Annotated in this window: 20 protein-coding genes and 1 riboswitch; of the genes, 13 read left to right on the plus strand and 7 right to left on the minus strand. The window is 42.7% G+C overall.

Annotated features, from left to right (window positions below):
* The first annotated feature begins 40 nt into the window (after positions 1–40).
* Positions 41–472 (plus strand): hypothetical protein, encoded by a 432-nt coding sequence (locus tag E2R51_RS17355; RefSeq protein ID WP_133378358.1) that lies wholly within the window; start codon positions 41–43, stop codon positions 470–472.
* Between the two features lie 61 nt (positions 473–533).
* Here the strand turns inward: E2R51_RS17355 and E2R51_RS17360 are convergent, their stop codons facing one another.
* Positions 534–1,817, minus strand: coding sequence for a YjzC family protein (locus E2R51_RS17360; protein ID WP_240733134.1), 1,284 nt, complete (start codon positions 1,815–1,817; stop codon positions 534–536).
* Between the two features lie 93 nt (positions 1,818–1,910).
* Between E2R51_RS17360 and E2R51_RS17365 the strand changes: the two genes are divergently transcribed.
* A complete protein-coding gene (locus E2R51_RS17365) occupies positions 1,911–2,417 on the plus strand; it encodes a ferritin (RefSeq protein ID WP_133378360.1) in 507 nt (168 codons plus the stop codon).
* A 58-nt stretch (positions 2,418–2,475) separates the two neighbouring features.
* On the opposite strand, the gene E2R51_RS17370 is transcribed toward E2R51_RS17365, so the two are convergent.
* On the minus strand, positions 2,476–2,736 hold the full coding sequence (locus E2R51_RS17370; protein WP_133378361.1) for a hypothetical protein: 261 nt from the start codon (positions 2,734–2,736) through the stop codon (positions 2,476–2,478).
* 154 nt (positions 2,737–2,890) lie between these two features.
* On the opposite strand from E2R51_RS17370, the gene E2R51_RS17375 reads away from it, so the two are divergent.
* The 6 genes from E2R51_RS17375 to E2R51_RS17400 all read left to right on the plus strand — a co-directional run bounded on the left by E2R51_RS17375 (position 2,891) and on the right by E2R51_RS17400 (position 6,875).
* Entirely contained in the window at positions 2,891–3,076 is a 186-nt protein-coding gene (locus E2R51_RS17375) for a YfhD family protein (protein WP_133378362.1), read from the plus strand.
* A gap of 139 nt (positions 3,077–3,215) precedes the next feature.
* Positions 3,216–4,226, plus strand: a complete 1,011-nt coding sequence (locus E2R51_RS17380; RefSeq protein WP_165967265.1) for an NADP-dependent oxidoreductase — start codon at positions 3,216–3,218, stop codon at positions 4,224–4,226.
* Positions 4,227–4,474: 248 nt separating this feature from the next.
* Positions 4,475–4,936 carry an alpha-helical endospore appendage domain-containing protein gene (locus tag E2R51_RS20665; protein ID WP_483299961.1) on the plus strand — a complete coding sequence of 154 codons (462 nt, stop codon included), beginning with the start codon at positions 4,475–4,477 and terminating at the stop codon, positions 4,934–4,936.
* Between the two features lie 35 nt (positions 4,937–4,971).
* Positions 4,972–5,424 (plus strand): hypothetical protein, encoded by a 453-nt coding sequence (locus E2R51_RS17390; RefSeq protein ID WP_133378364.1) that lies wholly within the window; start codon positions 4,972–4,974, stop codon positions 5,422–5,424.
* Between the two features lie 25 nt (positions 5,425–5,449).
* Positions 5,450–6,520, plus strand: a complete 1,071-nt coding sequence (locus tag E2R51_RS17395; protein ID WP_240733131.1) for a glycosyltransferase family 2 protein — start codon at positions 5,450–5,452, stop codon at positions 6,518–6,520.
* A 43-nt stretch (positions 6,521–6,563) separates the two neighbouring features.
* Positions 6,564–6,875 carry an alpha-helical endospore appendage domain-containing protein gene (locus E2R51_RS17400; RefSeq protein WP_133378365.1) on the plus strand — a complete coding sequence of 104 codons (312 nt, stop codon included), beginning with the start codon at positions 6,564–6,566 and terminating at the stop codon, positions 6,873–6,875.
* Positions 6,876–6,986: 111 nt separating this feature from the next.
* Here E2R51_RS17400 and E2R51_RS17405 read toward each other — a convergent pair whose 3' ends face one another.
* Positions 6,987–7,508: a YhcN/YlaJ family sporulation lipoprotein gene (locus tag E2R51_RS17405; RefSeq protein WP_133378366.1), complete on the minus strand. Its 522-nt coding sequence runs from the start codon at positions 7,506–7,508 to the stop codon at positions 6,987–6,989.
* A gap of 145 nt (positions 7,509–7,653) precedes the next feature.
* A riboswitch (cobalamin riboswitch) is annotated at positions 7,654–7,843 on the plus strand.
* Between the two features lie 125 nt (positions 7,844–7,968).
* On the opposite strand from E2R51_RS17405, the gene metE reads away from it, so the two are divergent.
* From metE to E2R51_RS17425, 4 genes are all read left to right on the plus strand, one after another.
* Positions 7,969–10,242 (plus strand): 5-methyltetrahydropteroyltriglutamate--homocysteine S-methyltransferase, encoded by a 2,274-nt coding sequence (gene metE / locus E2R51_RS17410; protein ID WP_133378367.1) that lies wholly within the window; start codon positions 7,969–7,971, stop codon positions 10,240–10,242.
* Between the two features lie 404 nt (positions 10,243–10,646).
* Positions 10,647–11,987 (plus strand): sigma 54-interacting transcriptional regulator, encoded by a 1,341-nt coding sequence (locus E2R51_RS17415; protein ID WP_133378368.1) that lies wholly within the window; start codon positions 10,647–10,649, stop codon positions 11,985–11,987.
* On the plus strand, positions 11,984–13,297 hold the full coding sequence (locus E2R51_RS17420) for an aspartate aminotransferase family protein (protein ID WP_133378369.1): 1,314 nt from the start codon (positions 11,984–11,986) through the stop codon (positions 13,295–13,297). The genes E2R51_RS17415 and E2R51_RS17420 overlap by 4 nt, the downstream gene beginning before the upstream one ends.
* Before the next feature lie 12 nt (positions 13,298–13,309).
* On the plus strand, positions 13,310–14,674 hold the full coding sequence (locus E2R51_RS17425; RefSeq protein ID WP_133378370.1) for a YjiH family protein: 1,365 nt from the start codon (positions 13,310–13,312) through the stop codon (positions 14,672–14,674).
* 83 nt (positions 14,675–14,757) lie between these two features.
* Here E2R51_RS17425 and E2R51_RS17430 read toward each other — a convergent pair whose 3' ends face one another.
* Positions 14,758–15,600 carry an NAD(P)H-hydrate dehydratase gene (locus tag E2R51_RS17430; RefSeq protein WP_133378371.1) on the minus strand — a complete coding sequence of 281 codons (843 nt, stop codon included), beginning with the start codon at positions 15,598–15,600 and terminating at the stop codon, positions 14,758–14,760.
* 78 nt (positions 15,601–15,678) lie between these two features.
* Positions 15,679–16,434 carry an exodeoxyribonuclease III gene (locus E2R51_RS17435; RefSeq protein WP_133378372.1) on the minus strand — a complete coding sequence of 252 codons (756 nt, stop codon included), beginning with the start codon at positions 16,432–16,434 and terminating at the stop codon, positions 15,679–15,681.
* Positions 16,435–16,636: 202 nt separating this feature from the next.
* Here E2R51_RS17435 and mgrA point away from each other — a divergent pair, with 202 nt between their 5' ends.
* A complete protein-coding gene (mgrA, locus tag E2R51_RS17440) occupies positions 16,637–17,629 on the plus strand; it encodes an L-glyceraldehyde 3-phosphate reductase (protein WP_133378373.1) in 993 nt (330 codons plus the stop codon).
* A gap of 55 nt (positions 17,630–17,684) precedes the next feature.
* On the opposite strand, the gene E2R51_RS17445 is transcribed toward mgrA, so the two are convergent.
* Entirely contained in the window at positions 17,685–17,852 is a 168-nt protein-coding gene (locus E2R51_RS17445; RefSeq protein WP_133378374.1) for a DUF3934 family protein, read from the minus strand.
* A 725-nt stretch (positions 17,853–18,577) separates the two neighbouring features.
* A partial coding sequence (locus E2R51_RS17450; RefSeq protein ID WP_133378375.1) for a collagen-like triple helix repeat-containing protein occupies positions 18,578–20,940 on the minus strand: 2,363 nt, incomplete at its 5' end.

Consider the following 20,940-nt stretch of genomic DNA (forward strand, 5'->3'; position numbering starts at 1 on the left):
ATTCTCAAAATCTCATATTCTATAAAGAGGAGGTGAAATTATGACATATAAGAAACATCTAAATCTTCCAGATCACAAAGATCGGCAAGGGGGCAAACCTCCAGTGTACCCGGAAGACTATCAAGAAGACTTAAAACCTGACTTAAAACCGGCTGAGAAAGCGGGCTATAAAACGGTAAGCTATAAAACGACTACCACCATCAGTGGTCCCGCAGAGTCTGTAAACAATATTATTTTCGATGCAGACCATGCTATTCTTCCACTGGTTCTTGCAGGCACCATAGTAAATTTCAGTAGTGACGGGATTTATGTAACCTTTCATAAAGCTGACAGCCAGGAAACGATACCCGTTCAAGGCAACGCTTCTCTTACTTTTATATATGAGGATGTTGTTCGGATTACACTTGAAGATTTTGGACAGGATTTTATGGGGAGCTTTAAATTACACGCACAATATACCTGCAAGGAATAAGCTGCATTATAAAAAGACAGGCATCTCCCCTTTCCTCTGAGATCGATGCCTGTCTTATTTCTTATGGTTTTCGTTTTGGCATCCAGACACGATTTTGATTTTTCGTTTCTGGAAATTTTTCTCCTGCTTCTAGTTTAATTTGCTTGGGATCGTTTACGGTGCTTCCTGTTTCACCGATCTCTACATAATAACCGTTATTCGGCGCTTTTTGACCTGGCTTAAATTGATGATTTTGACCCAATTCATTCACTCCTTTTTGTTCAATACCTGTAGTATGACCAGCAATCCTGATTTTATTTTTGATTTGAAGAACGGATGAAACAGCATGAAGAAAACGAATGGTCAAAGCATACCTTGAAGTAATTTCAAGCCGTTTAGCAGGATTTATATCAGCAAAAAATACGGTTGTGTTTTTATCAGAGCAGTACCAGTCTTCCCCGGAAAATGTATGACTGCAGTTTTCCCACGCACTGGTCAGCGCTGGACTTAAGATACGGGAAGGCTGGTTTATACTTGAGAAAGTATCAGGCCAGTAATCCGCCCGGGAACCGCTGTGCCTCACATCTTTTGCAAATTGCTCCACTTGATCAAAAGTATCTTCGGACTCATACAGCATTCCATATAAACGTTTTCCCAGCTCAATCCTTTTTTCAAGCGGCGCAAAATGACTGACCGTAAGTCCCATTAATTTGGTTATTCCGTTGTCCATATAAGGAAAAATCACATCATTTAAGCGAAGAAGCTGCTGAATTTTAAATAAATATGTTTGGTAAACGTTCTTTCGAAAGTAATCGTTTGATATCAACCGCCCTTCAATATAGTGCTGTTCGTTGATGATTAATGAAATGGTCAGCAGTTTTGAGTGGCGGTCTTTTAAGAAAGAGTCCCATACCGGCTTCATAAATACAGAAACCCCAAAATGCGGTAGTAAATGAAAATAATTAATTCCTTTGGTCTTCCATCGTTCATACAAAAGAAGCTGCGGAAACGCATCATGAAAAATATAAGCGTTTGCTCTTTCCAGGAAAGCAAAAAAATCTGTTACCGATTCTTGTGAAAATACGAATCGAAGCAGGCTGCCTTTTAAATCCGTCATATTCCATCCGCCATTCCTGGAAACCAAATGAGCTAACAGAGCCCAATGAACTTCCGGGTGTCTGAGATAAAACTGCAGATAAGCCTCCGTGCGGGTAATATTGTTATGGTTGTGCATCAATGTTTGCTGTTGAATTTCCTGAATGATTATTTTTTCCTCACCTGCCGGCACAAGCAAGGGTTGATTATTTGTGTTCCATGTCTTTATAATTTTTCGCTCTTCAGCAGTTAATTTATAGTAATTACGCATCACCCCTGCTTCCCTCCCTGCTGAACTCAATGGGTATGACATACTCTTATTTAAAATTTCATAGGCTTTATAGATATCGGAAGGAGGTTTTTTATGTTAAACGAACAGGTCGAAAATTTATTAAATGATCTTATTCAAATCGAAAATAATTCCTCTACTTTGTATTTAGCCATGTCAGCATATTTAGCCAATCTTAACTATACAGGCATGGCTTCCTGGTTACGTGCGCAGTCTGAAGAAGAACGGACGCATATGCTGAAACTTATTGATTACGTTACGGATCGTGGGGGTCGAGTGACAATAAAATCGACTCCAGATCAATTAATTGATTTTGGAAATCCACTGGAGACTTTTGAAAAGGTATTGGAACATGAACGATTTGTTACAAATTCCTATCGTCAGGCCCATAGTTTTGCTGCCCAAAATGATCCGCAGACAGCGGTTATTCTGCAGGATTTTCTTCGAGAGCAAGTGGATGAAGAAGCACAGGCGCAGACAATAGTTGATCGTTTAAGCATTGCCGGAAGCAATGCGGCTGCCATATTAACAATTGACCAGGAATTAGGACAACGGCAAGCAGCAGCCCCTGCTGGCGGATAGATACAGCTAAAAAAACAGATCACTGCCTCAGGCAATAGTGATCTTTTTTTGCGTTAAATCAATGCAGTTTTTGATAGCTCTCTTTGCTTTTGAACAGCTGTTCTTTTAGTCGAATAATCGGCTCTATTTCCCCTCTTGCTTCAACCGCATTTTTAAAGGAACGTTCAGCATGCTGAATTTTTTCACGTGCATCCTGACGTTTCTCCTCTGTAGGATTTGTATGAGCCTGTCCAACGGCGTCAAATGCATTATCCACTGAATTGTGTAATTGAGCGATAAGCTGGTCTTCCTTCCAGCTATGTTCGGTGTGATTTTCCATATAGGATCCCTCCAAAATTATTTTCTTTTTACTATGGCAATCAGCCCTTCATTTTATTCAAATTCATTCTACTCCTGCCTTCAATCTCCATCTTTAAATTGCATGATTTTGCTCATACTAAGCATGTAGTTCATTTTGAAAAGGGGGATTTATCATGAGCAGATCAAATCGTCAAACGCCTTCCAACAATAAAAAATCTTTGCCGCAAACACCGAAAGGCCTAAAAATAGATCCAAAAAATGTGAGCGAAGAATATGCGAAGGAACTGGCAGCTCATGGAGATCATCTTTCCAAGCAGCAATTAAATAAAGCAAAAATGAACAACAAGAAAAATTGTTAAAAAGAAGAGACTGCACCTGTCTGCCAGGTGCAGTCTCTTCTTTTTACAATGCTGTCCCCTGAGCAGATTAGTTTAAAAACATGGTTATCTGCGTTACAGTAATACCCAATTACCAGTTACAAATTTGGAGGGATTTACGATGCAAAAACAAATTAAACTAATTAACAGACCAAAAGCGACACCAGCCTATAAAGATTTTGAATTTGTCAAAGCACCTGTTGGAACACCTTCTGAGGGTGAAGTTCTTATTCGTACCGTTTACATATCGGTGGATCCTTATCTTCGAGGCCGCATGAACGAAGGTAAATCATATATTTCACCTTTTCAGCTGAATGAGGTGATATCAAGCGGCGTTATCGGGCAGGTTGTGGAATCTAAGTCCGGCCAATTTTCAGAAGGCGATGTTGTATTAGGCTCTCTGGGGTGGCAGGAATACTCCGTGGCAGGAGAAAAAGAAATCCGTAAAATTGACCACAGCATAGCCCCGGCTTCTGCCTATTTAAGCGTGTTGGGAATGACCGGTTTGACGGCTTACTTTGGCCTTCTTGATATCGGAAAACCAAAAGAAGGCGAAACAGTCGTTGTATCTGGAGCTGCCGGTGCTGTTGGATCAGTAGTCGGCCAAATTGCTAAAATTAAAGGGGCACGTGTAGTCGGCATCGCCGGTTCTGACGAAAAAACAAGCTATCTCAAAGATGAACTTAACTTTGATGCAACGATAAATTACAAAACCCAAAATGTTGCTGAAGCCCTAAAAGAAGCGTGTCCAGATGGGATTGACGTTTACTTTGAAAATGTCGGCGGAGAAATCTCCGATGCGATCTTCCCGCTTCTTAATAATTTTGCGCGTATCCCCGTTTGCGGAGCCATTTCTTCTTATAATAACCAGGGTGAGGATGTTGGTCCCCGCGTACAGGGACATTTAATTAAAACAAGCTCTTTAATGCAGGGCTTCACAGTCGGCAACTATTCTTCCCGCTTCAGTGAAGGAGCAACAGAGCTGGCAGGCTGGCTAAGTGAGGGTAAGATTAAATATGAAGAAACCGTTACAGAAGGCTTTGATCACACCATTGATGCATTTCTTGATTTGTTTAAAGGTGCAAACCTTGGAAAAGCATTAGTAAAGGTCGGAGAGATCGAAAATAATTAAATAGTTTGAATCAAGCTGCGTTTATTAATCTGCCTGGGCACTTTTGTGCTCAGGTTTTTTTCTTTTTCATTGGTACATGCACTTATTATGGAAAAATGAATACAGTGTCATTAGGTGGGTAATTGTCTCGCATTACTCTATTTTAAGCACCAGCCATTTTTAAGTGGAGCTTTTATTATGCTGTTTATCATATATTTTAAAATACACTTATTGAAAGTAACGTAAAAAGGTGGGGATCTATTATGTCTATGCCCAATATTCCTAACATCACTCCGATCATTTCCTTGGACCGCTGCGACACCATAAACCTTTTGCTCTCCTCTATTGCCTTGGAAGAAATCAGTCTTTCCCACATTTTAAACGCTGAAGGAGAAAAGCTTCAACACTTTCTGAAAACATGTCCAAAACATTTGGATGACTATTTGGAAATAAACGAAAGTGTAAACAAAACCCTGAAGACCGTGGTAAAGTCGCAGCTCCTGCTTGAACTGAAACTCGAGGAAGTAGCAGAACTGGACAAAAAAGCTAACTGCAGCAAACATGGCTGCCATGAACATTCCAAATGCCGAAAAAAACACCCAAAACATGATTGTGTGAAGAAATGCAGTCACTGCGGAAAAGAGAACTGTTTGGACTGCTCGAAGAAAACATGCCCTCGCTGCGGAAAACATAATTGCCATGGCTGCGAAAAAAATTCACGTCTCCATTAATTATGAGTTAAGTTTTGAAAGGAGGAGCATAGCCAGTGAAAATAGCTCATCAAACATTTGACCACATCCCCTTATTTCAATCATATACCCAATTTTTAATTCAAATGATGGAGTTATTATTAGCACTCGACTGCTCCTCTCAAAAAACTAAAATCCGTCTGGAAAAAAATATTATTTCCTCCCTTTCCTTAATGGTTCATTTACATGAATCGCTCGTTTCCAAGAAGCTATTGTATCCCGAATTATTTTCACAGACTCTAATGACCTCAAACGAAGACCAACTTGAAGCGTTCATTACTCCTTTCCAGGAATTTAAACGTCGAGTGGATCGCTACACATTTTCCAGTGAGGAAAACCAAAAGCGATTTAATTTGTTTTTCCAAAAAATACTTTCCTGTTACCCTCCTCTCCCTTACAGCATACGCTTTGTTATTGAAAAAAAGGTCGCTTCACCCTGGCTGGCTACCAAAGCTTGCGGAAAAAGCTGACCAATCTAATGCGAGGAGTGAACACATGAGTAAAACACCTTCTGTTTCACTTTGTATGATTGTGAAAGATGAAGCTGCATTTATTGAAAAATGTTTGCAATCCATTAAAGAGCTGGCTGACGAAATCATTATTGTGGATACAGGGTCGACTGATGAAACCGTTCAACTATGCGAAAAGTTTAATGCAAAAGTATATTCCTATGAATGGAAAGATCATTTCGCAGATGCTCGAAATTATGCCCTGTCTTTTGCTACAGGAGACTGGATTCTATGGCTGGATGGGGATGAAGAACTGGCAACGGTGGATAAAAGCATCCTGGCAGAAAAATTAACGAATCCTCACGCAGATCTATACTCCTTGCCCGTACTCAATTATTCTGGGGAATCTGGAAAGATAAACAAAAATAACACTTATTTATTTTACCAGCCCCGCCTATTCCGAAATCATATCGGAATCACCTTCCAAAACCGCATACATGAAACGCTGCGGCTGCCTCACGTATTGGTGGGCAAAGAACCTGAACCTGTTCCCTTTACAATCCACCACTTTGGTTATCTTCTGGATATAACAGAGCGGAAAAATAAAGGTCACCGAAATATTACATTGCTGCAGCAAGAGCTGGCTGAACCTGATCACAGCCCATGGATTGAATATCATCTGGCGAGTGAATATTATCGCAATGAACAATATTCCCTTGCATTTCAGTATGTAAATCTATCAATCATACGCTTTTTACAGCAAAACACTATGCCGCACTCCCTTTTGTATAAACTAAAATATGCCACAATCATTGAAACCGGAAGCTACGAAGGCGGTTCGGAGGCCATCGATAAAGCACTCATTCTTTATCCGGATTATGTTGATTTACATTTCTATAAAGGATATTTTCTTTTCAAAATGAACAAATACAAAGAGGCATTGAATTCCTTTGAGACGTGTCTTGAATTAGGCGATCATCACACAAACTACTTAATTTTACAAGGAACAGGCAGTTTTAAAGCCTGGCATTATAAAGGCTTATGCCATGAGCAGCTGGGAAATAAAGAGCTGGCTGAAGAAGCATTCAAACAGGAAAAAATCGATTTAGATAATTAATGATTGAACTGACGGCAAAAATAGAAAAGGAGTGTATGCTTTCATGTCACAACCTTCAATTCCTAATATTACCCCTGTTATTACCTTCAATCGGAATGATGCGATAAATCTGCTATTGGCTTCCATCGGGATGGAAGAATTAAGTCTTGCCCATATCGTCAATGCAGAGGCTGAAAAAATCCAATATGTACTTGGAACCTTGCCTGGCATTGAACAGCAGGCAACACTTGAAGATCTTCTGGTGATCAACCAGAGCGTTCAGGAAGTCCTGGAGGCAGTGATAAAAAAAGAATTGCTGCTGGACAGTAAACTAAATCATGTCATAAAAGTCATCTCATCTCAGGCAATAGAATAAATAAAAGTTTTTTACCCCGACAATCTCCTGACACATTTGCCTATACACCTCGTTATGGCTAAACAGAAAAAACTGGCTTCTTCGTTGAAGGAGCCAGTGTCTGTACAATATTTATTGAGGTTGATAACTTCCGGAAGTTTTTTGGTTAGGAAATACCCGCTCAACCATTTCATTAAATTCATCGGCTAGCCCCTCTACCGGCTCACCTTCTTCAATCCGTTTTCCGTACGCAGTTAATCTGTCTTTAAAATCGGGATTTGAAGAAACATACACATGCTGAACATCCTTTATATCAGAAGACATAACCTGCTCTGTTACCTGTTCTTTCACTTCCTTTGGAACCTCTTCTGAAGCAGCATCATTTAAGTCTACTGCTACATAAGCGTTTTCCTCTGATACGAATACCCACGCATGGTCAATTCCCTTTAAGTCAGTTATCTGATCTGCTACTTCATCTGCCACCTCTAAACGCCCGGTACTGGCGTCCGGATCTGCATCATCATTATCTTTCACTAAATTTGCAACTTCAGGATTCTCGCTGTCATTTACCGCCTCGTCCACTTGACTTACATTGCATCCAACTGTCAAAAAACTAACACAAATGAACAAAATGGCTGATGAAATTTTTTTCATCTATTTCTCCTCCTCTCCAGTTACAAGTTAAAGTAAACCAAATAGACAATTTGTATACAGATCGTTTTGGCTTACAAAGGAATCTGCCGCATTTTTTTAAATATAGTTTGACAATTTAAACCTTTCTGCGATAAAGTTAAAAACAATTTCATATGTGGAATCAGGTACTTTGAAATATATTTTCAAAGTTTAAAAGGGAATCCGGTTTAAATCCGGAACGGTCCCGCCACTGTAATAGGGGAATTATCGCAAACAACGCCACTGGCAAATGCCGGGAAGGCAAGCGATGGTGAAGATCCTAAAGTCAGGAGACCTGCCTAATTCGACAACACTGCTTTTTTACCTACGGGAGATAGGGAGGTGTTCACTTGTTCAGGATATTTCACGTGGATATTTTTACCTAATCATGGGTATAGATATCCTTTTTTTATGGTCTAAAACTACTTTGGAGGTTGATTAGATGAAAACAGTCAGCAGCAGTCACCTGGGTTATCCGCGTATAGGAGAAAAACGGGAGTGGAAAAAGACACTTGAAGCCTTTTGGTCTTCCGCCATTTCTGAGGAAGAATTTTTTAGCGATATGAAATCCTATCGGTTGCATTCTTTAAAAAAGCAGCAGCAAAAGGACATCGACTACATACCAGTCAATGATTTTTCGCTTTATGATCATGTTCTGGATACAGCCGCTATGTTTGGAGTGGTTCCTGAACGTTTTGATTATGAAGGCGGCAAGGTGCCATTATCCACTTATTTCTCAATGGCCCGTGGATCCGATCGTGCCCATGCATGTGAAATGACGAAGTGGTTTGATACCAATTATCACTACATCGTTCCCGAAATTGGCCACAAGCAGCCTGAACTCGTTGAAAATAAACCACTGGATGCTTTTTTGGAAGCAAAAAAAGAGCTTGATATACAAGGCAAACCAGTTGTGCTTGGTCCTTTTACCTTCCTGAAGCTTTCAAAAGGATATGATGAAAAAAACTTTGAAAAGATACTGGACCAACTAGTGCCCCTTTATATTCAATTGCTCCAGGAACTAGAAACAGCCGGCGCTTCACTCGTCCAAATGGATGAGCCTATTCTTGTAACGGATATCTCGACCGAAGAAATGGCTCTTTTCTCAAAAGTATATGAAAAGATTGCCGGCAGCCTTCGCACAGTGGATCTGATGCTGCAAACTTATTTTGAGGCTGTCACCCATTACAAGGAACTGATCAAACTTCCCGTAAAAGGCATTGGCCTCGATTTTGTGAGCGGCCTGGAAGAAAATTTGCGTTCAATTCAAACATATGGTTTCCCTGAAGATAAACTATTAGGACTGGGTATCATTGACGGTCGAAACATCTGGAAAAGCACGCTTGAGGATGCGCTGAATATGATCAAGCAGCTACAAAAACATGTTTCGTATGACCGCTTGCTGCTACAGTCTTCATCAAGCCTGCTGCATGTGCCAGTCAGCTTAAAGCATGAAACCAAATTGCCACCAATCGTTAAGGAAGCACTCGCCTTTAGCGATGAAAAATTAGATGAATTAACCCTTTTAAGGGATGCCATTATCCGTCCGGATATTGAGCACATTCAAGCGATCGTCCTACATGACCAATCATCCAATGAATTACTCAGGTCGGAATGGAGAGTTAAACAACATCCGGTTTCCTTAAAATCCAGCCGTTCTTCATCGTTTGTGGAACGCAATAAACTGCAGCGGGATAAATGGAAGCTTCCCCTTCTTCCCACGACGACAATCGGAAGTTTCCCTCAAACAAAGGAGATGAGAAAAGCCCGGGCGAAATGGCGTAAAGGAGAGCTTTCAAATGAGGTTTACGAAGCATTAATTCAAGAGGAAATAAAGCAATGGATTGATTATCAGGAAGAAATCGGACTTGATGTGTTCGTTCATGGAGAATTTGAACGAAATGATATGGTTGAATTTTTTGGTGAAAAACTGGCTGGTTTTACGTTTTCACAAAATGGATGGGTGCAATCGTATGGCTCCCGGTGTGTTAAACCGCCTATTATTTTTGGCAATGTATCGTTTGTTGAACCGATGACAGTGAAGGAAACACTCTATGCGCAATCCCTTACTCAAAAGCCGGTTAAAGGAATGCTGACGGGCCCTGTAACCATTTTAAACTGGTCTTTTGTCCGCAATGACATTTCAAGAAAAGAAGCAGCCTTTCAAATTGCAGAAGCTCTGCTAAAAGAAGTTCAAAGTCTGGAAAAAGCCGGCATTACCATGATTCAAGTTGACGAGCCTGCTCTAAGAGAGGGGCTTCCATTAAAATCCTCCAAACATAATGATTATCTGAAATGGGCGGTAGAAGCCTTCCGTACATCTACTTCGGAAGTTGCGGACAGCACACAAATTCATACCCATATGTGCTATTCAGAATTCGATGAAATTATTGAATCGATTTCAGATATGGATGCTGATGTTATTTCAATTGAGACATCAAGAAGCCATGCTGAACTGATCTCCACCTTCGAGGAAACAGTATATGACAAAGGCATTGGACTGGGTGTGTATGATATTCACAGCCCGCGTATTCCTGATGAAAAAGAAATGGTCTCGATTATAGAGCGTGCCCTTTCCGTATTGCCTCCTTCCCTTTTTTGGATCAACCCGGACTGCGGTTTAAAAACGCGATCCGTTGATGAAGCAAAGAATGCACTTGTTAACATGGTGAAAGCAGCTCATCAGGTTCGTTCTGCGGCGGTTGCAGCAAAGTAAATAAGCTTTCATGGGAATAAGACCCGAGTACATCGGACAATTGTTATCTTAAGATCCTGATTTATCATCTTTAAATTGGTTCCAATAATTCAATGTTTATAAATTAACAAGCACTCATTTAACTTATGTGAGTACTCTTGGATCTAAAAGTTTACTAAAGGAAGATGGCGCTTTTCCTCAGCGCTATCTTCCTTTTTTATTGCAAAATAGTTTATTAAAAACGAAGATTCATTGGAGGGGAAATGAACCGGTCAAATTCCAGAAACTTTTTTCAGTGCATTTGAAAGATAGAACTCACTTAATAGTAGTTGAATTATTCAATTAATAATATTTATACTTAGTATTGCATTTATATTATTCAATGTTGTATAGTCTTATACAAGAATGAATAAAGGAGCGTCATTATGAATTCCATGTTTTTGCTGCCGAATACTGAAGAAGAAATTATGGATACGCATGATGAAGATATTATTATCACAACACGAGAAGGAAAAATCATTAAAGTCACTCAAATAAGCGGAGAACATTATGGACTTACACCGGATGAGCTTTTAGGCAAATCGGTGCTTGATCTGGAAGACCAGGGAATTTTCACTCCCGCTATCACGCCGGAAGTTGTGGCGAAAAAAAAGAAGGTTGTCATGGTGCAGACCACCCCTTCCGGCCGGAAGGTCCTGATTACAGGAATCCCGCTGTTTAATGATCAGAAGAGCGTTGAATTTGTCATTAGTTATTCCTATGAACTCTCTGAATTGATCGTCATGAAGGAATATCTGCAAGAGCTGGAGTCTGAAATGACAAAAGTAAAAGAGGAATTAGCCTACTTTCGGGATCAGCACATTCAAATCGATGACTTTATTGCAGAAAGCGGCTCTTCCAAACGGGCCATCAGCACCGCGAATAAAATGGCGCGTTTTCCAACCCCCATTGTGATCCACGGGGAACGAGGCGTGGGCAAAAGTACACTCGCTAAATTTATACATAACCAAAGCAGCTGCAACGGATCTTTTATTGAAGTGGATTGCAGTACGCTGCCGGACCGTGTCTTTGAGGTATCTTTTACCGGCAAAAATGATGCCGTTTCATCGGGTTATCTGTCGTTAGCTCAAAACGGCACACTCGTTTTAAATGAAATTGACAAATTATCGCCAGCTTCGCAGTCTGTTCTATTAAAACTTCTCACCCGAGAACAGCCAAACACCCGCATCATTGCAGGAACCGAAACACCATTAGACAATCTGGTGAAGGCTGGCACTTTTCGGGAAGATTTATTTTACTACCTGAACCTTGCCTCCATCGCCTTATATCCTCTGCGGGAACGACCGGAGGATTTGACACAGGCCATGACCGTTTTTTTAAACGGTTTAAACCTTAAATACAACCAGAAAAAAAAGCTGGATGACAATCTGTATTTGCATTTATTGCAGCTTAAATGGTCAGGAAATTTTCATGAACTGAAGAATGTACTTGAGCGCTGCTTTATAGAAAGCGAAGCTGCCGTCATCACACTGGCTGATCTGCCTCTGCCCTATCAGCCTGCGGAAGATGAACAAATCGGAGTGGACATCGACGGTCACACACTTCCACATATTCTCGAGTTTGTAGAGAAAAAAGTGCTCTTAAATGCTCAAAAACGTTATAGAACCACGACTGAAATGGCAAGGGTTTTAGGGATAAGCCAGCCATCAGTCGTTCGTAAACTAAAAAAATATACCAACACTGTTATAGGAGATGAAGTCAAATGACAACGAATCAAAAACCAGACTGGCAGGAGCTTGCAGGCTCCATTGGAAACCTGCTCGCACCAAGCATGGCGAAGGATCATCCAAATCTTCCTGTTGTAAAAGCGGAAGGCTGTTATTACTACGGGGCAGACGGCAAGACGTATTTAGATTTTACTTCAGGAATCGCTGTTGAAAATGTAGGACATCGCCACCCTAAAGTGGTCCAGGCGATTAAGGACAGTGCTGATCATTTACTGCATGGCCCATCTGGTGTAATAATCTATGAATCTATCTTAAAGCTTGCCTATGAATTGCAGCAGATCCTGCCTCCTAAACTGGATAACTTCTTTTTCGCTAACAGCGGAACCGAAGCGATTGAAGGAGCGATCAAACTGGCTAAATACGCTACGAAGCGTCAATACGCCATTTCATTTACAGGTTGTTTTCATGGCCGTTCAATGGGGGCGCTGAGCGTCTCTACTTCAAAAAGCAAATACAGAAAATACCTTCAGCCTTCGTGGCTTACGTATCAGCTGCCTTACGCGCATCCTGATGATCTTCCGCAGGGAGAAGATCCCGCTGTGTTTTTCCCGGATAAGCTGGAAAAGGATGTTGAAAAGCTTTTTAATCATCAGGTAACTCCCGAAGAAGTAGCGTGTATTATTTTAGAGCCTGTCCTTGGAGAAGGCGGCTACATTATTCCTCCTAAGGAATGGCTTTCTAAAGCGAGAGAAATTTGTGACCGTCACGGCATCCTGCTAATATTTGATGAAGTCCAAACAGGCTTTGGCCGTACTGGAGACTGGTTTGCTGCTCAAACCTTTGGCGTCACACCTGATATTATGGCAATCGCTAAAGGAATTGCAGCCGGTTTGCCTCTGAGTGCAACAGTCGCTTCAAAGGAACTGATGGAAAAATGGCCGCTTGGCACCCATGGCACCACCTTTGGGGGCAATCCAATGGCCTGCTCTGCTGCTCTTGCATCCATCGAGGTGTTAAAGGAAGAAAAACTACTAGAAAATGCACAAAAAATGGGCACTTATGCAATGGAAGAGCTTTTAAAACTAAAAGAAAAGCATCACATCATTAAAACCATTCGCGGAGTAGGGTTAATGATTGGCATTGAATTACAAGACCCCGTCACCGGAAAACCAAATGGAGAAGCGGTAATGGAAGTTCTGGACGAGTGCCTTAAGCGCGGCGTGCTCTTTTATCTTTGCGGGAATGCCGGAGAAGTCATTCGGATGATTCCTCCGCTTACCGTTTCAAAGGAACAAATTGATACAGGCCTTGCTATTTTGGATCAAGCTTTACAATCTTATAAAGGATAAGGAGGAAGTCAGATGTCGACCATGTATAAAGGAGAAGAAGTTCAGGCAGTACACTCAGGCTGGAAGTTTATCATTCCCTCCCTAATTGGGGCATTGCTCTTTTTAACACCTGTTAAAATCAACGGAGAAATTACGATCGGGGTAGGAATTTTAGCGTCCTGGCTGCAAAGCACATTCGGAGAGTCGATTCCTGCATTCATTCTGATATTACTTGGTTTCTCAGCAGCTGCTACACTGGCTGCCACCATTCTTAAGCCGGCTGTTGTGCTGAATTCTTCCTTTTTCCGCCCGTTATTTATAACCGGTCCATTTGGTGTCATTATACGTGTTTTAGGTTTTATCGTTGGGTTAATGGCATTTTATCAAATTGGGCCTGAAGCCATTTCTTCCCGTGATACGGGCGGAGTCGTCCTTTACGATTTGGCTCCAGTCCTGCTTACCTGGTTTTTGTTTGCAGGTATTTTGCTGCCTTTACTCGTGGAGTTTGGCTTGATGGAATTTGTCGGTTCGTTATTAAATAAAATAATGCGCCCATTGTTCACTTTGCCAGGCCGTTCATCCATTGACTGCATGGCTTCCTGGATGGGAGCGGCTCCGGTCGGAGTTCTTGTAACCATGAAGCAGTACGATGAAGGGTATTATACAAAACGGGAAGCGGCGGTGATTGCCACCACCTTTTCGATCGCTTCTGTTGCCTTCAGCTTAGTTGTGGCGAACGTAATCGGCATTGGCGAATTGTTTCTCCCATTCTATCTAGCAGTATCAACGGCTTCGATTGTGGCGGCCATTATCATGCCACGCATTCCACCTCTTTCGAGAAAAGCTGACACTTATTATGAACCTGTTGGAAAGCAAATCGATGATCACGTTCCTGAAGGTGTATCGCTCATTAAGTGGGGATATCAGGAAGCATGCCGAAAAGCTCACAAAGCCGGCAGTATTAAAAAGCTCGCTGCAAATGGGGCGGGTACGGTGCTCGATATTTGGCTGGGTTTGGTCCCGCTTGTTATGACATTGGGAACATTGGCACTCATTATCGCAACCTATACACCGCTATTTGAAATTATTTCTTATCCTTTAATTCCGGTGCTGGCACTGCTCGGATTGCCAGAAGCTTCCGCTGCCGCACCAACAATTTTAGTAGGCTTTGCAGATATGTTTTTGCCGGCAGTTCTTGGAGCAGGTATTGAGAGCGAACTGACCCGATTTGTCATCGCAGGAATTTCTTTAACCCAATTAATCTATATGTCTGAAATCGGAATTTTAATTTTAAGATCAAATATTCCGGTGAAATTCGGCGAACTTGTACTTATCTTTATTTTACGTACCATTATTACGCTGCCAGTCATTGTTGTATTTGCGCACTTATTTGCTTAATCAGAAAAAGCGATCGGCGGGGTAAAACCCGCGATCGCTTTTTTGATGCACACAAGAATCGTCTTTTCAAAGCGAACCAGCCCTTATATTTCAAAGCTCTTCCATACCTCTGGAAGAAGATCCGTTACCTCGTGTGCGAGCAGCGTATGGGCCGAGTTTCTTTCCGACCATTTCTGTGCGCAGGCGCCGTGAAGATACACCGTATTTAAAACAGCATGCTTCCAATGATCGTGACAGCATATCATGCCAAGCATCATGCCAGTTAATGTATCCCCGGTGCCTCCCTTAGCTAAAGCTCCATCACCAGTAGGGTTTCTAAAAATCTCTCCGTCACTGAAGGCAGTGATCGTTTCATTTCCTTTTAATACAATCGTAACTCCCAGCTTTTTTGCCCATAAAGAAGCATAGTAAGCACGATTATTCTGCAAATCTTTTACCTCCACACCAGTAATCTTCGAAAATTCTCCGGGGTGAGGGGTCAGAATTGTAGGAGCATTTCTTCTTTTATAGGTGCGTTCAGATAGAGCTCCTGCATCAAGGATGACAGGACAATTGGTATCTAACAGCCGCTGCACAGCTTTTTCAGTCTGCTCATCCGGTTCAATCCCGGGACCTGCAGCCACCGCTTTATAGGAATCCAAATCAACTTTGCCTTCAGCAATTTTAATCAGCCCATCCGGTAAATACATGGCCTCCGGAATAGCAGACACAGCATGGGCTATGACTTTCTCTTCCGTTCCAATCACCAGCTTGCCAAGCCCGCTTCGCAGCGCACCAAGCCCTGAAAGCAAGGCAGCACCCGGCATTGAACTGGTGCCCGCTAAAAGAAGTGCTGTACCATATGTACCTTTATGACCATCATTTTTTCTTACAGGAAGTGTTGCTGCAACATCTTCTCCTGTCCAAGTGTACGCTTTTTCAGACATAACTCCACCTCCTCGCTATCTGTTTATCCTTTTCCTATAAAAAGGAATTGATAAACCGGGAATTTGTCCAATTGTTTATTAATCAGCCATTTCAAGCTGTACCGGGCAGTGGTCGCTTCCTAATACATAAGGGTGAATCGCTGCATCCTTCAGCCTGTCCTCAAGCCTGCACGAAACAATAAAATAATCGATTCTCCAGCCAATATTCCGTTCTCTTACCTTGCTCATATAGGACCACCACGTATAAGCCCCTTCTGTTTCCGGATAAAAATAACGAAATGAATCAACAAATCCCGCATCCAATAAAGAAGTCATTTTCCCTCTTTCTTCTATCGTAAAGCCTGAGTTCCCTCTGTTCGGTTTGGCATTTTTCAAATCGATTTCCTGATGGGCTACATTTAAATCACCACATAAAATTACAGGTTTTATTTTATCTAATTCACTGCAGTACTGTCTCATCATTTCTTCCCACTCGAGCCTGTAGGGAAGCCTTGTCAGATCTCGTTTTGAATTAGGGGTGTAGACATTAATCAGGTAGAAGCCTTCATACTCAAGCGTTAAAATCCTTCCTTCCGCTTCTGAGTCGGCATCCCCTATGCCGTATTTAACGTGAAGTGGCTTTATCTTTGTAAAAACAGCCGTACCTGAATACCCTTTTTTTTCAGCATAGTTCCAGTACTGATAGTATCCTGCCATAGGCAAATCAATTTGGTTTTCCTGCACCTTGGTTTCCTGCAGGCAAATAATATCTGCATTAACCTGGTCAACATAGTCTAAAAATCCCTTTTTCACACATGCTCTTATTCCATTAACATTCCAAGAAATTAGCTTCATAATCTTCCTGCCCCTAACTAAATAATTATTTATTCATGGTAGCACAGATGCAGCGGGCAGGCTTAGTTAAATCCTTGCAATTCATATATAGGAAGATTCATTTAGTTGAAAGAAATCAAATCTCTTTCCATTCTTCCTACAATTCTATAAAATAAATTCGAATTGATTGATATTTCAAAAAATAGTTACAAGGAGTGTTTTCATGACCTATTTGGCAAATAAAGAACGTTATTCAAACATGAAATATAACCGCTGCGGCAATTCCGGTCTTCTTCTCCCGGCTATTTCTCTTGGACTTTGGCATAATTTCGGGGGAGTAGACACTGTTGAAAACGGACGGGCTATGCTGCGCAGAGCGTTTGATCTTGGAATTGCACATTTTGATCTGGCCAATAACTATGGTCCCCCACCCGGGTCAGCTGAGGAAATGTTTGGTGCTATGTTGAAAACCGATTTCGCTCCTTATCGCGATGAAATGATTATATCCACAAAAGCAGGTTATCATATGTGGGACGGACCATACGGGGAATGGGGTTCCAAAAAATACCTCACAGCAAGTCTTGATCAGAGCTTAAAAAGAATGGGGCTTGACTATGTTGATATCTTCTATTCTCATCGTCCGGATCCAAATACTCCTCTTGAAGAAACAATGGGGGCTCTTGATCAGATTGTCCGGCAGGGAAAAGCTTTATATGTGGGGATATCAAGCTATGATGCCGATCAAACGGCACAGGCAATATCAATTTTAAAAGATCTTGGCACCCCCCTACTTATCCATCAGCCAAAATACTCTATGCTGAATCGTTCGATCGAAAACGGCGTTCAGGATGTGCTGCAGGAAAACGGGGTCGGCTCCATCGCTTTTTGTCCTCTTCAGCAAGGGCTTTTAACAAATAAGTATTTAAATGGGGTACCTTCTGAGTCCCGTGCCGCAAAATCCACCGGGGCCCTGGGTGAAAATGAAGTGACAGAAGAAGTGATCCGTAAAGTACAGGAGCTTAATACACTGGCGTCAAATCGGGACCAAAGTTTGGCTCAGATGGCGCTTGCCTGGGTACTGCGTGAAGGCCGTGTGACCTCTGCATTAATTGGGGCCAGTAGAGTCAGCCAGATTGAAGAGAACGTGAAAGCGCTTGATCAGCTTGAATTCTCATCAGATGAATTAGCAGCCATTGAAAACATTCTGAAAGATTAATTAGCTTCCGTTTAACGAAAAAAGCCCAACTCTGAATAGAGTCGGGCTTTTATTGTTATTTATTCTCAGTATTTTCATCACTGGAATTAGAAGCATTTTTTACCCCTTTGCTCTTATAGGGCTTAAAGCTTTTGGCTTTTTTTGCTCCAGCCTGCCAGCGATTCCATCCTTTTTTCCCTGTGCCTTTCCCAATACCGCTCTTGCCTTTTGATGATTTAGTCATTTATTCACTCCGTCTTTTTTCTTTATATAAGATTGATTGTTTTCCAAAACTAATTCAGATACTCATTTCATTCCTTAGCTTTCTACCTTACCATGAATGCGCAGCAAAATAAACAACTCAGGAAATTAAGTTGGCACTCAAACCCCAATCCTGTTTTACTCAAAAAGCCTATCATTCTTTTCAGCGTTTCCTTCTTTTTTTGAACCGTTCCCAGTCCTCATGCAATATCAACATTTGCATCTAGACATAGAAGTACTCTTTGGTTGCATGCTTAAACTTTTCATTTCTGGCATCTTTAATTCTCTCGGACCATTCAAGAAAAATGCCCGGTATGTAATCTCTTTTGCAAACTCATCCCCCCTATCCGTAGATCCCGCAACCAAACTATACTGATTTTATCCAAAAGACCATCTACCCATTCTAAACGGCGGACTAATACCTCTTCTTCATTTTTTATAATCATACAACTTATCACGTCATACTTATGAATGTTGTGAAATAAGATGACCTCTTAGACCAGCATTATATAAGAGTTCTCGCTAACTTTATCATCGGCACTTAAAATTAGTATTAAAAAAAGAGCTCGCAATAAAATTGCAAGCTCCTGAAATAATTCGAATATTTTTCTCATTAATCTTATTTTATGGCAATGTTAAGCGCAGCTGTCATAAATTCAAAAACCAACGATTCTTACAAACATTAAGATTTCTTAATAATTTTTATTATTAAAATGTGATAATGTTCATGTATCTATTTATGACGGACAATGAAGTTACATTTGAAGTAGCGGTAACAATAACCCGAAGTTCATAAGTGTTATTGCCGACGGCTGGAGTGGTATCTACAAACGTATCAGCAATAGGAATTCGTTGAGTACCTGATGCAGAGCCAATGTTATTAGAAATTCGGGTTGCTATGAGAGAATTGTTTCGGTAAAGCCTAAATTCATAAGTGAGAGACCAGTTTGCCGTTACAGTATATTGCACTCCTATAGCATAATCAATCTTAAATACATTTCCTGTAGCTGCTGTAACAGTAATTGTATTAGAAAGAGCTTCAGTATTTAAAGGAGGGAAAACACTCAGCGAAGCGGTAGTTTGGTTTTGAGCTAGGGTGCTTCCTGGGCCGGTTGGGCCGGTAGCTCCTGTTGGCCCTGTGACTCCGGTTGCACCAGTTGCTCCGGTTGCTCCGGTTGCTCCAGTTACGCCAGTGGCTCCAGTTGCACCAGTGACTCCAGTCGCTCCTGTTACGCCAGTCGCTCCGGTTACACCAGTTGCTCCAGTTACACCAGTTGCACCAGTTACGCCAGTCGCTCCGGTTACACCAGTTGCTCCAGTTACACCAGTTGCACCAGTGGCTCCAGTTACGCCTGTTGCTCCAGTTACACCTGTTGCTCCAGTTGCTCCTGTTACTCCAGTTGCTCCGGTTGCTCCAGTTACGCCTGTTGCTCCGGTTGCTCCAGTTACGCCTGTTGCTCCAGTTGCTCCAGTTGCACCAGTGACTCCAGTCGCTCCTGTTACGCCAGTCGCTCCTGTTACACCAGTGGCTCCAGTGACTCCTGTTGCGCCAGTTACACCAGTTGCTCCTGTTACACCAGTTGCTCCTGTTACACCTGTTGCACCAGTTACGCCAGTCGCTCCAGTTGGACCTGTTGGTCCTGTGGCTCCTGTTACTCCAGTTGCTCCAGTTACACCTGTGGCTCCAGTTACGCCAGTTACACCAGTTGCACCAGTTACTCCTGTGGCTCCTGTGGCTCCAGTTACACCTGTTGCTCCCGTTGCTCCCGTTGCTCCAGTTACACCAGTTGCACCCGTTACGCCAGTTGCTCCAGTTGCTCCGGTTGCACCAGTTACTCCTGTGGCTCCAGTTACTCCTGTGGCTCCAGTTACTCCTGTGGCTCCAGTTACTCCAGTTGCACCCGTTACGCCAGTTGCTCCGGTTGCTCCAGTTACACCAGTTACTCCGGTTATGCCAGTTGCTCCGGTTACACCTGTTGCTCCAGTAACTCCAGTTACGCCGGTTGCTCCAGTTACACCAGTGACTCCAGTCGCTCCAGTGGCTCCAGTTACACCGGTTGCTCCTGTTGCTCCAGTTACACCCGTTGCTCCTGTGACTCCAGGCGCTCCTGTGGCTCCTGTTGGTCCTGTTGGTCCTGTTGCTCCTGTGACTCCAGTCGCTCCAGTGGCTCCTGTTACGCCGGTTGCTCCAGTTGCACCAGTTGCCCCAGTTGCACCAGTTGCCCCAGTCGCTCCTGTTACTCCAGTTGAACCAGTGGCTCCAGTTACACCTGTTGCTCCTGTTGCTCCTGTTGCACCAGTGGCTCCTGTTACTCCAGTTGCTCCTGTTACTCCTGTGGCTCCTGTGGCTCCTGTTGCACCAGTTACACCTGTTGCTCCTGTGGTTCCAGTTACACCCGTCGCTCCTGTTACACCAGTTGCTCCTGTTACGCCAGTTGCTCCTGTTACGCCAGTTGCTCCTGTTACGCCGGTTGCACCAGTTACTCCAGTCGCTCCAGTTGCTCCTGTTACGCCAGTTGGTCCTGTGACTCCAGTTACACCTGTTGCTCCCGTTACGCCGGTTGCACCAGTTACACCATTTGCACCAGTTGCTCCAGTTGCTCCAGTTACACCAGTTACACCAGTGGCTCCTGTTGCACCAGTTACGCCAGTTGCTCCAGTTACGCCAGTTGCTCCAGTTACGCCAGTTGCTCCAGTTACACCAGTTACGCCAGTTGCTCCAGTTGCACCAGTTACGCCAGTTGCTCCAGTTGCACCAGTTACGCCAGTTACGCCGGTTGCACCAGTTACTCCAGTTACGCCAGTTACGCCAGTTGCTCCAGTTACGCCAGTTACGCCAGTTGCTCCAGTTGCACCAGTTACGCCAGTTGCTCCAGTTGCACCAGTTACGCCAGTTGCTCCAGTTGCACCAGTTACGCCAGTTGCTCCAGTTGCACCAGTTGCTCCAGTTGCACCAGTTACTCCTGTGACTCCAGTTACGCCAGTTGCTCCAGTTGCACCAGTTACGCCAGTTGCTCCAGTTACACCAGTTACACCAGTGGCTCCAGTCGCTCCAGTTACGCCAGTTGCTC

The organism is Jeotgalibacillus sp. S-D1, assembly GCF_004358665.1.
Classification (GTDB): Bacteria; Bacillota; Bacilli; order Bacillales; family Jeotgalibacillaceae; genus Jeotgalibacillus.

What these genes read in the sequence shown, in the direction of transcription:
- E2R51_RS17355 (WP_133378358.1), top strand. Translation starts at nt 41, where the DNA reads ATGACATATAAGAAACATCTAAATCTTCCAGATCACAAAGATCGGCAA.
- E2R51_RS17360 (WP_240733134.1), bottom strand. Translation starts at nt 1,817, where the DNA reads ATGCGTAATTACTATAAATTAACTGCTGAAGAGCGAAAAATTATAAAG.
- E2R51_RS17365 (WP_133378360.1), top strand. Translation starts at nt 1,911, where the DNA reads ATGTTAAACGAACAGGTCGAAAATTTATTAAATGATCTTATTCAAATC.
- E2R51_RS17370 (WP_133378361.1), bottom strand. Translation starts at nt 2,736, where the DNA reads ATGGAAAATCACACCGAACATAGCTGGAAGGAAGACCAGCTTATCGCT.
- E2R51_RS17375 (WP_133378362.1), top strand. Translation starts at nt 2,891, where the DNA reads ATGAGCAGATCAAATCGTCAAACGCCTTCCAACAATAAAAAATCTTTG.
- E2R51_RS17380 (WP_165967265.1), top strand. Translation starts at nt 3,216, where the DNA reads ATGCAAAAACAAATTAAACTAATTAACAGACCAAAAGCGACACCAGCC.
- E2R51_RS20665 (WP_483299961.1), top strand. Translation starts at nt 4,475, where the DNA reads ATGCCCAATATTCCTAACATCACTCCGATCATTTCCTTGGACCGCTGC.
- E2R51_RS17395 (WP_240733131.1), top strand. Translation starts at nt 5,450, where the DNA reads ATGAGTAAAACACCTTCTGTTTCACTTTGTATGATTGTGAAAGATGAA.
- E2R51_RS17400 (WP_133378365.1), top strand. Translation starts at nt 6,564, where the DNA reads ATGTCACAACCTTCAATTCCTAATATTACCCCTGTTATTACCTTCAAT.
- E2R51_RS17405 (WP_133378366.1), bottom strand. Translation starts at nt 7,508, where the DNA reads ATGAAAAAAATTTCATCAGCCATTTTGTTCATTTGTGTTAGTTTTTTG.
- metE (WP_133378367.1), top strand. Translation starts at nt 7,969, where the DNA reads ATGAAAACAGTCAGCAGCAGTCACCTGGGTTATCCGCGTATAGGAGAA.
- E2R51_RS17415 (WP_133378368.1), top strand. Translation starts at nt 10,647, where the DNA reads ATGAATTCCATGTTTTTGCTGCCGAATACTGAAGAAGAAATTATGGAT.
- E2R51_RS17420 (WP_133378369.1), top strand. Translation starts at nt 11,984, where the DNA reads ATGACAACGAATCAAAAACCAGACTGGCAGGAGCTTGCAGGCTCCATT.
- E2R51_RS17425 (WP_133378370.1), top strand. Translation starts at nt 13,310, where the DNA reads ATGTCGACCATGTATAAAGGAGAAGAAGTTCAGGCAGTACACTCAGGC.
- E2R51_RS17430 (WP_133378371.1), bottom strand. Translation starts at nt 15,600, where the DNA reads ATGTCTGAAAAAGCGTACACTTGGACAGGAGAAGATGTTGCAGCAACA.
- E2R51_RS17435 (WP_133378372.1), bottom strand. Translation starts at nt 16,434, where the DNA reads ATGAAGCTAATTTCTTGGAATGTTAATGGAATAAGAGCATGTGTGAAA.
- mgrA (WP_133378373.1), top strand. Translation starts at nt 16,637, where the DNA reads ATGACCTATTTGGCAAATAAAGAACGTTATTCAAACATGAAATATAAC.
- E2R51_RS17445 (WP_133378374.1), bottom strand. Translation starts at nt 17,852, where the DNA reads ATGACTAAATCATCAAAAGGCAAGAGCGGTATTGGGAAAGGCACAGGG.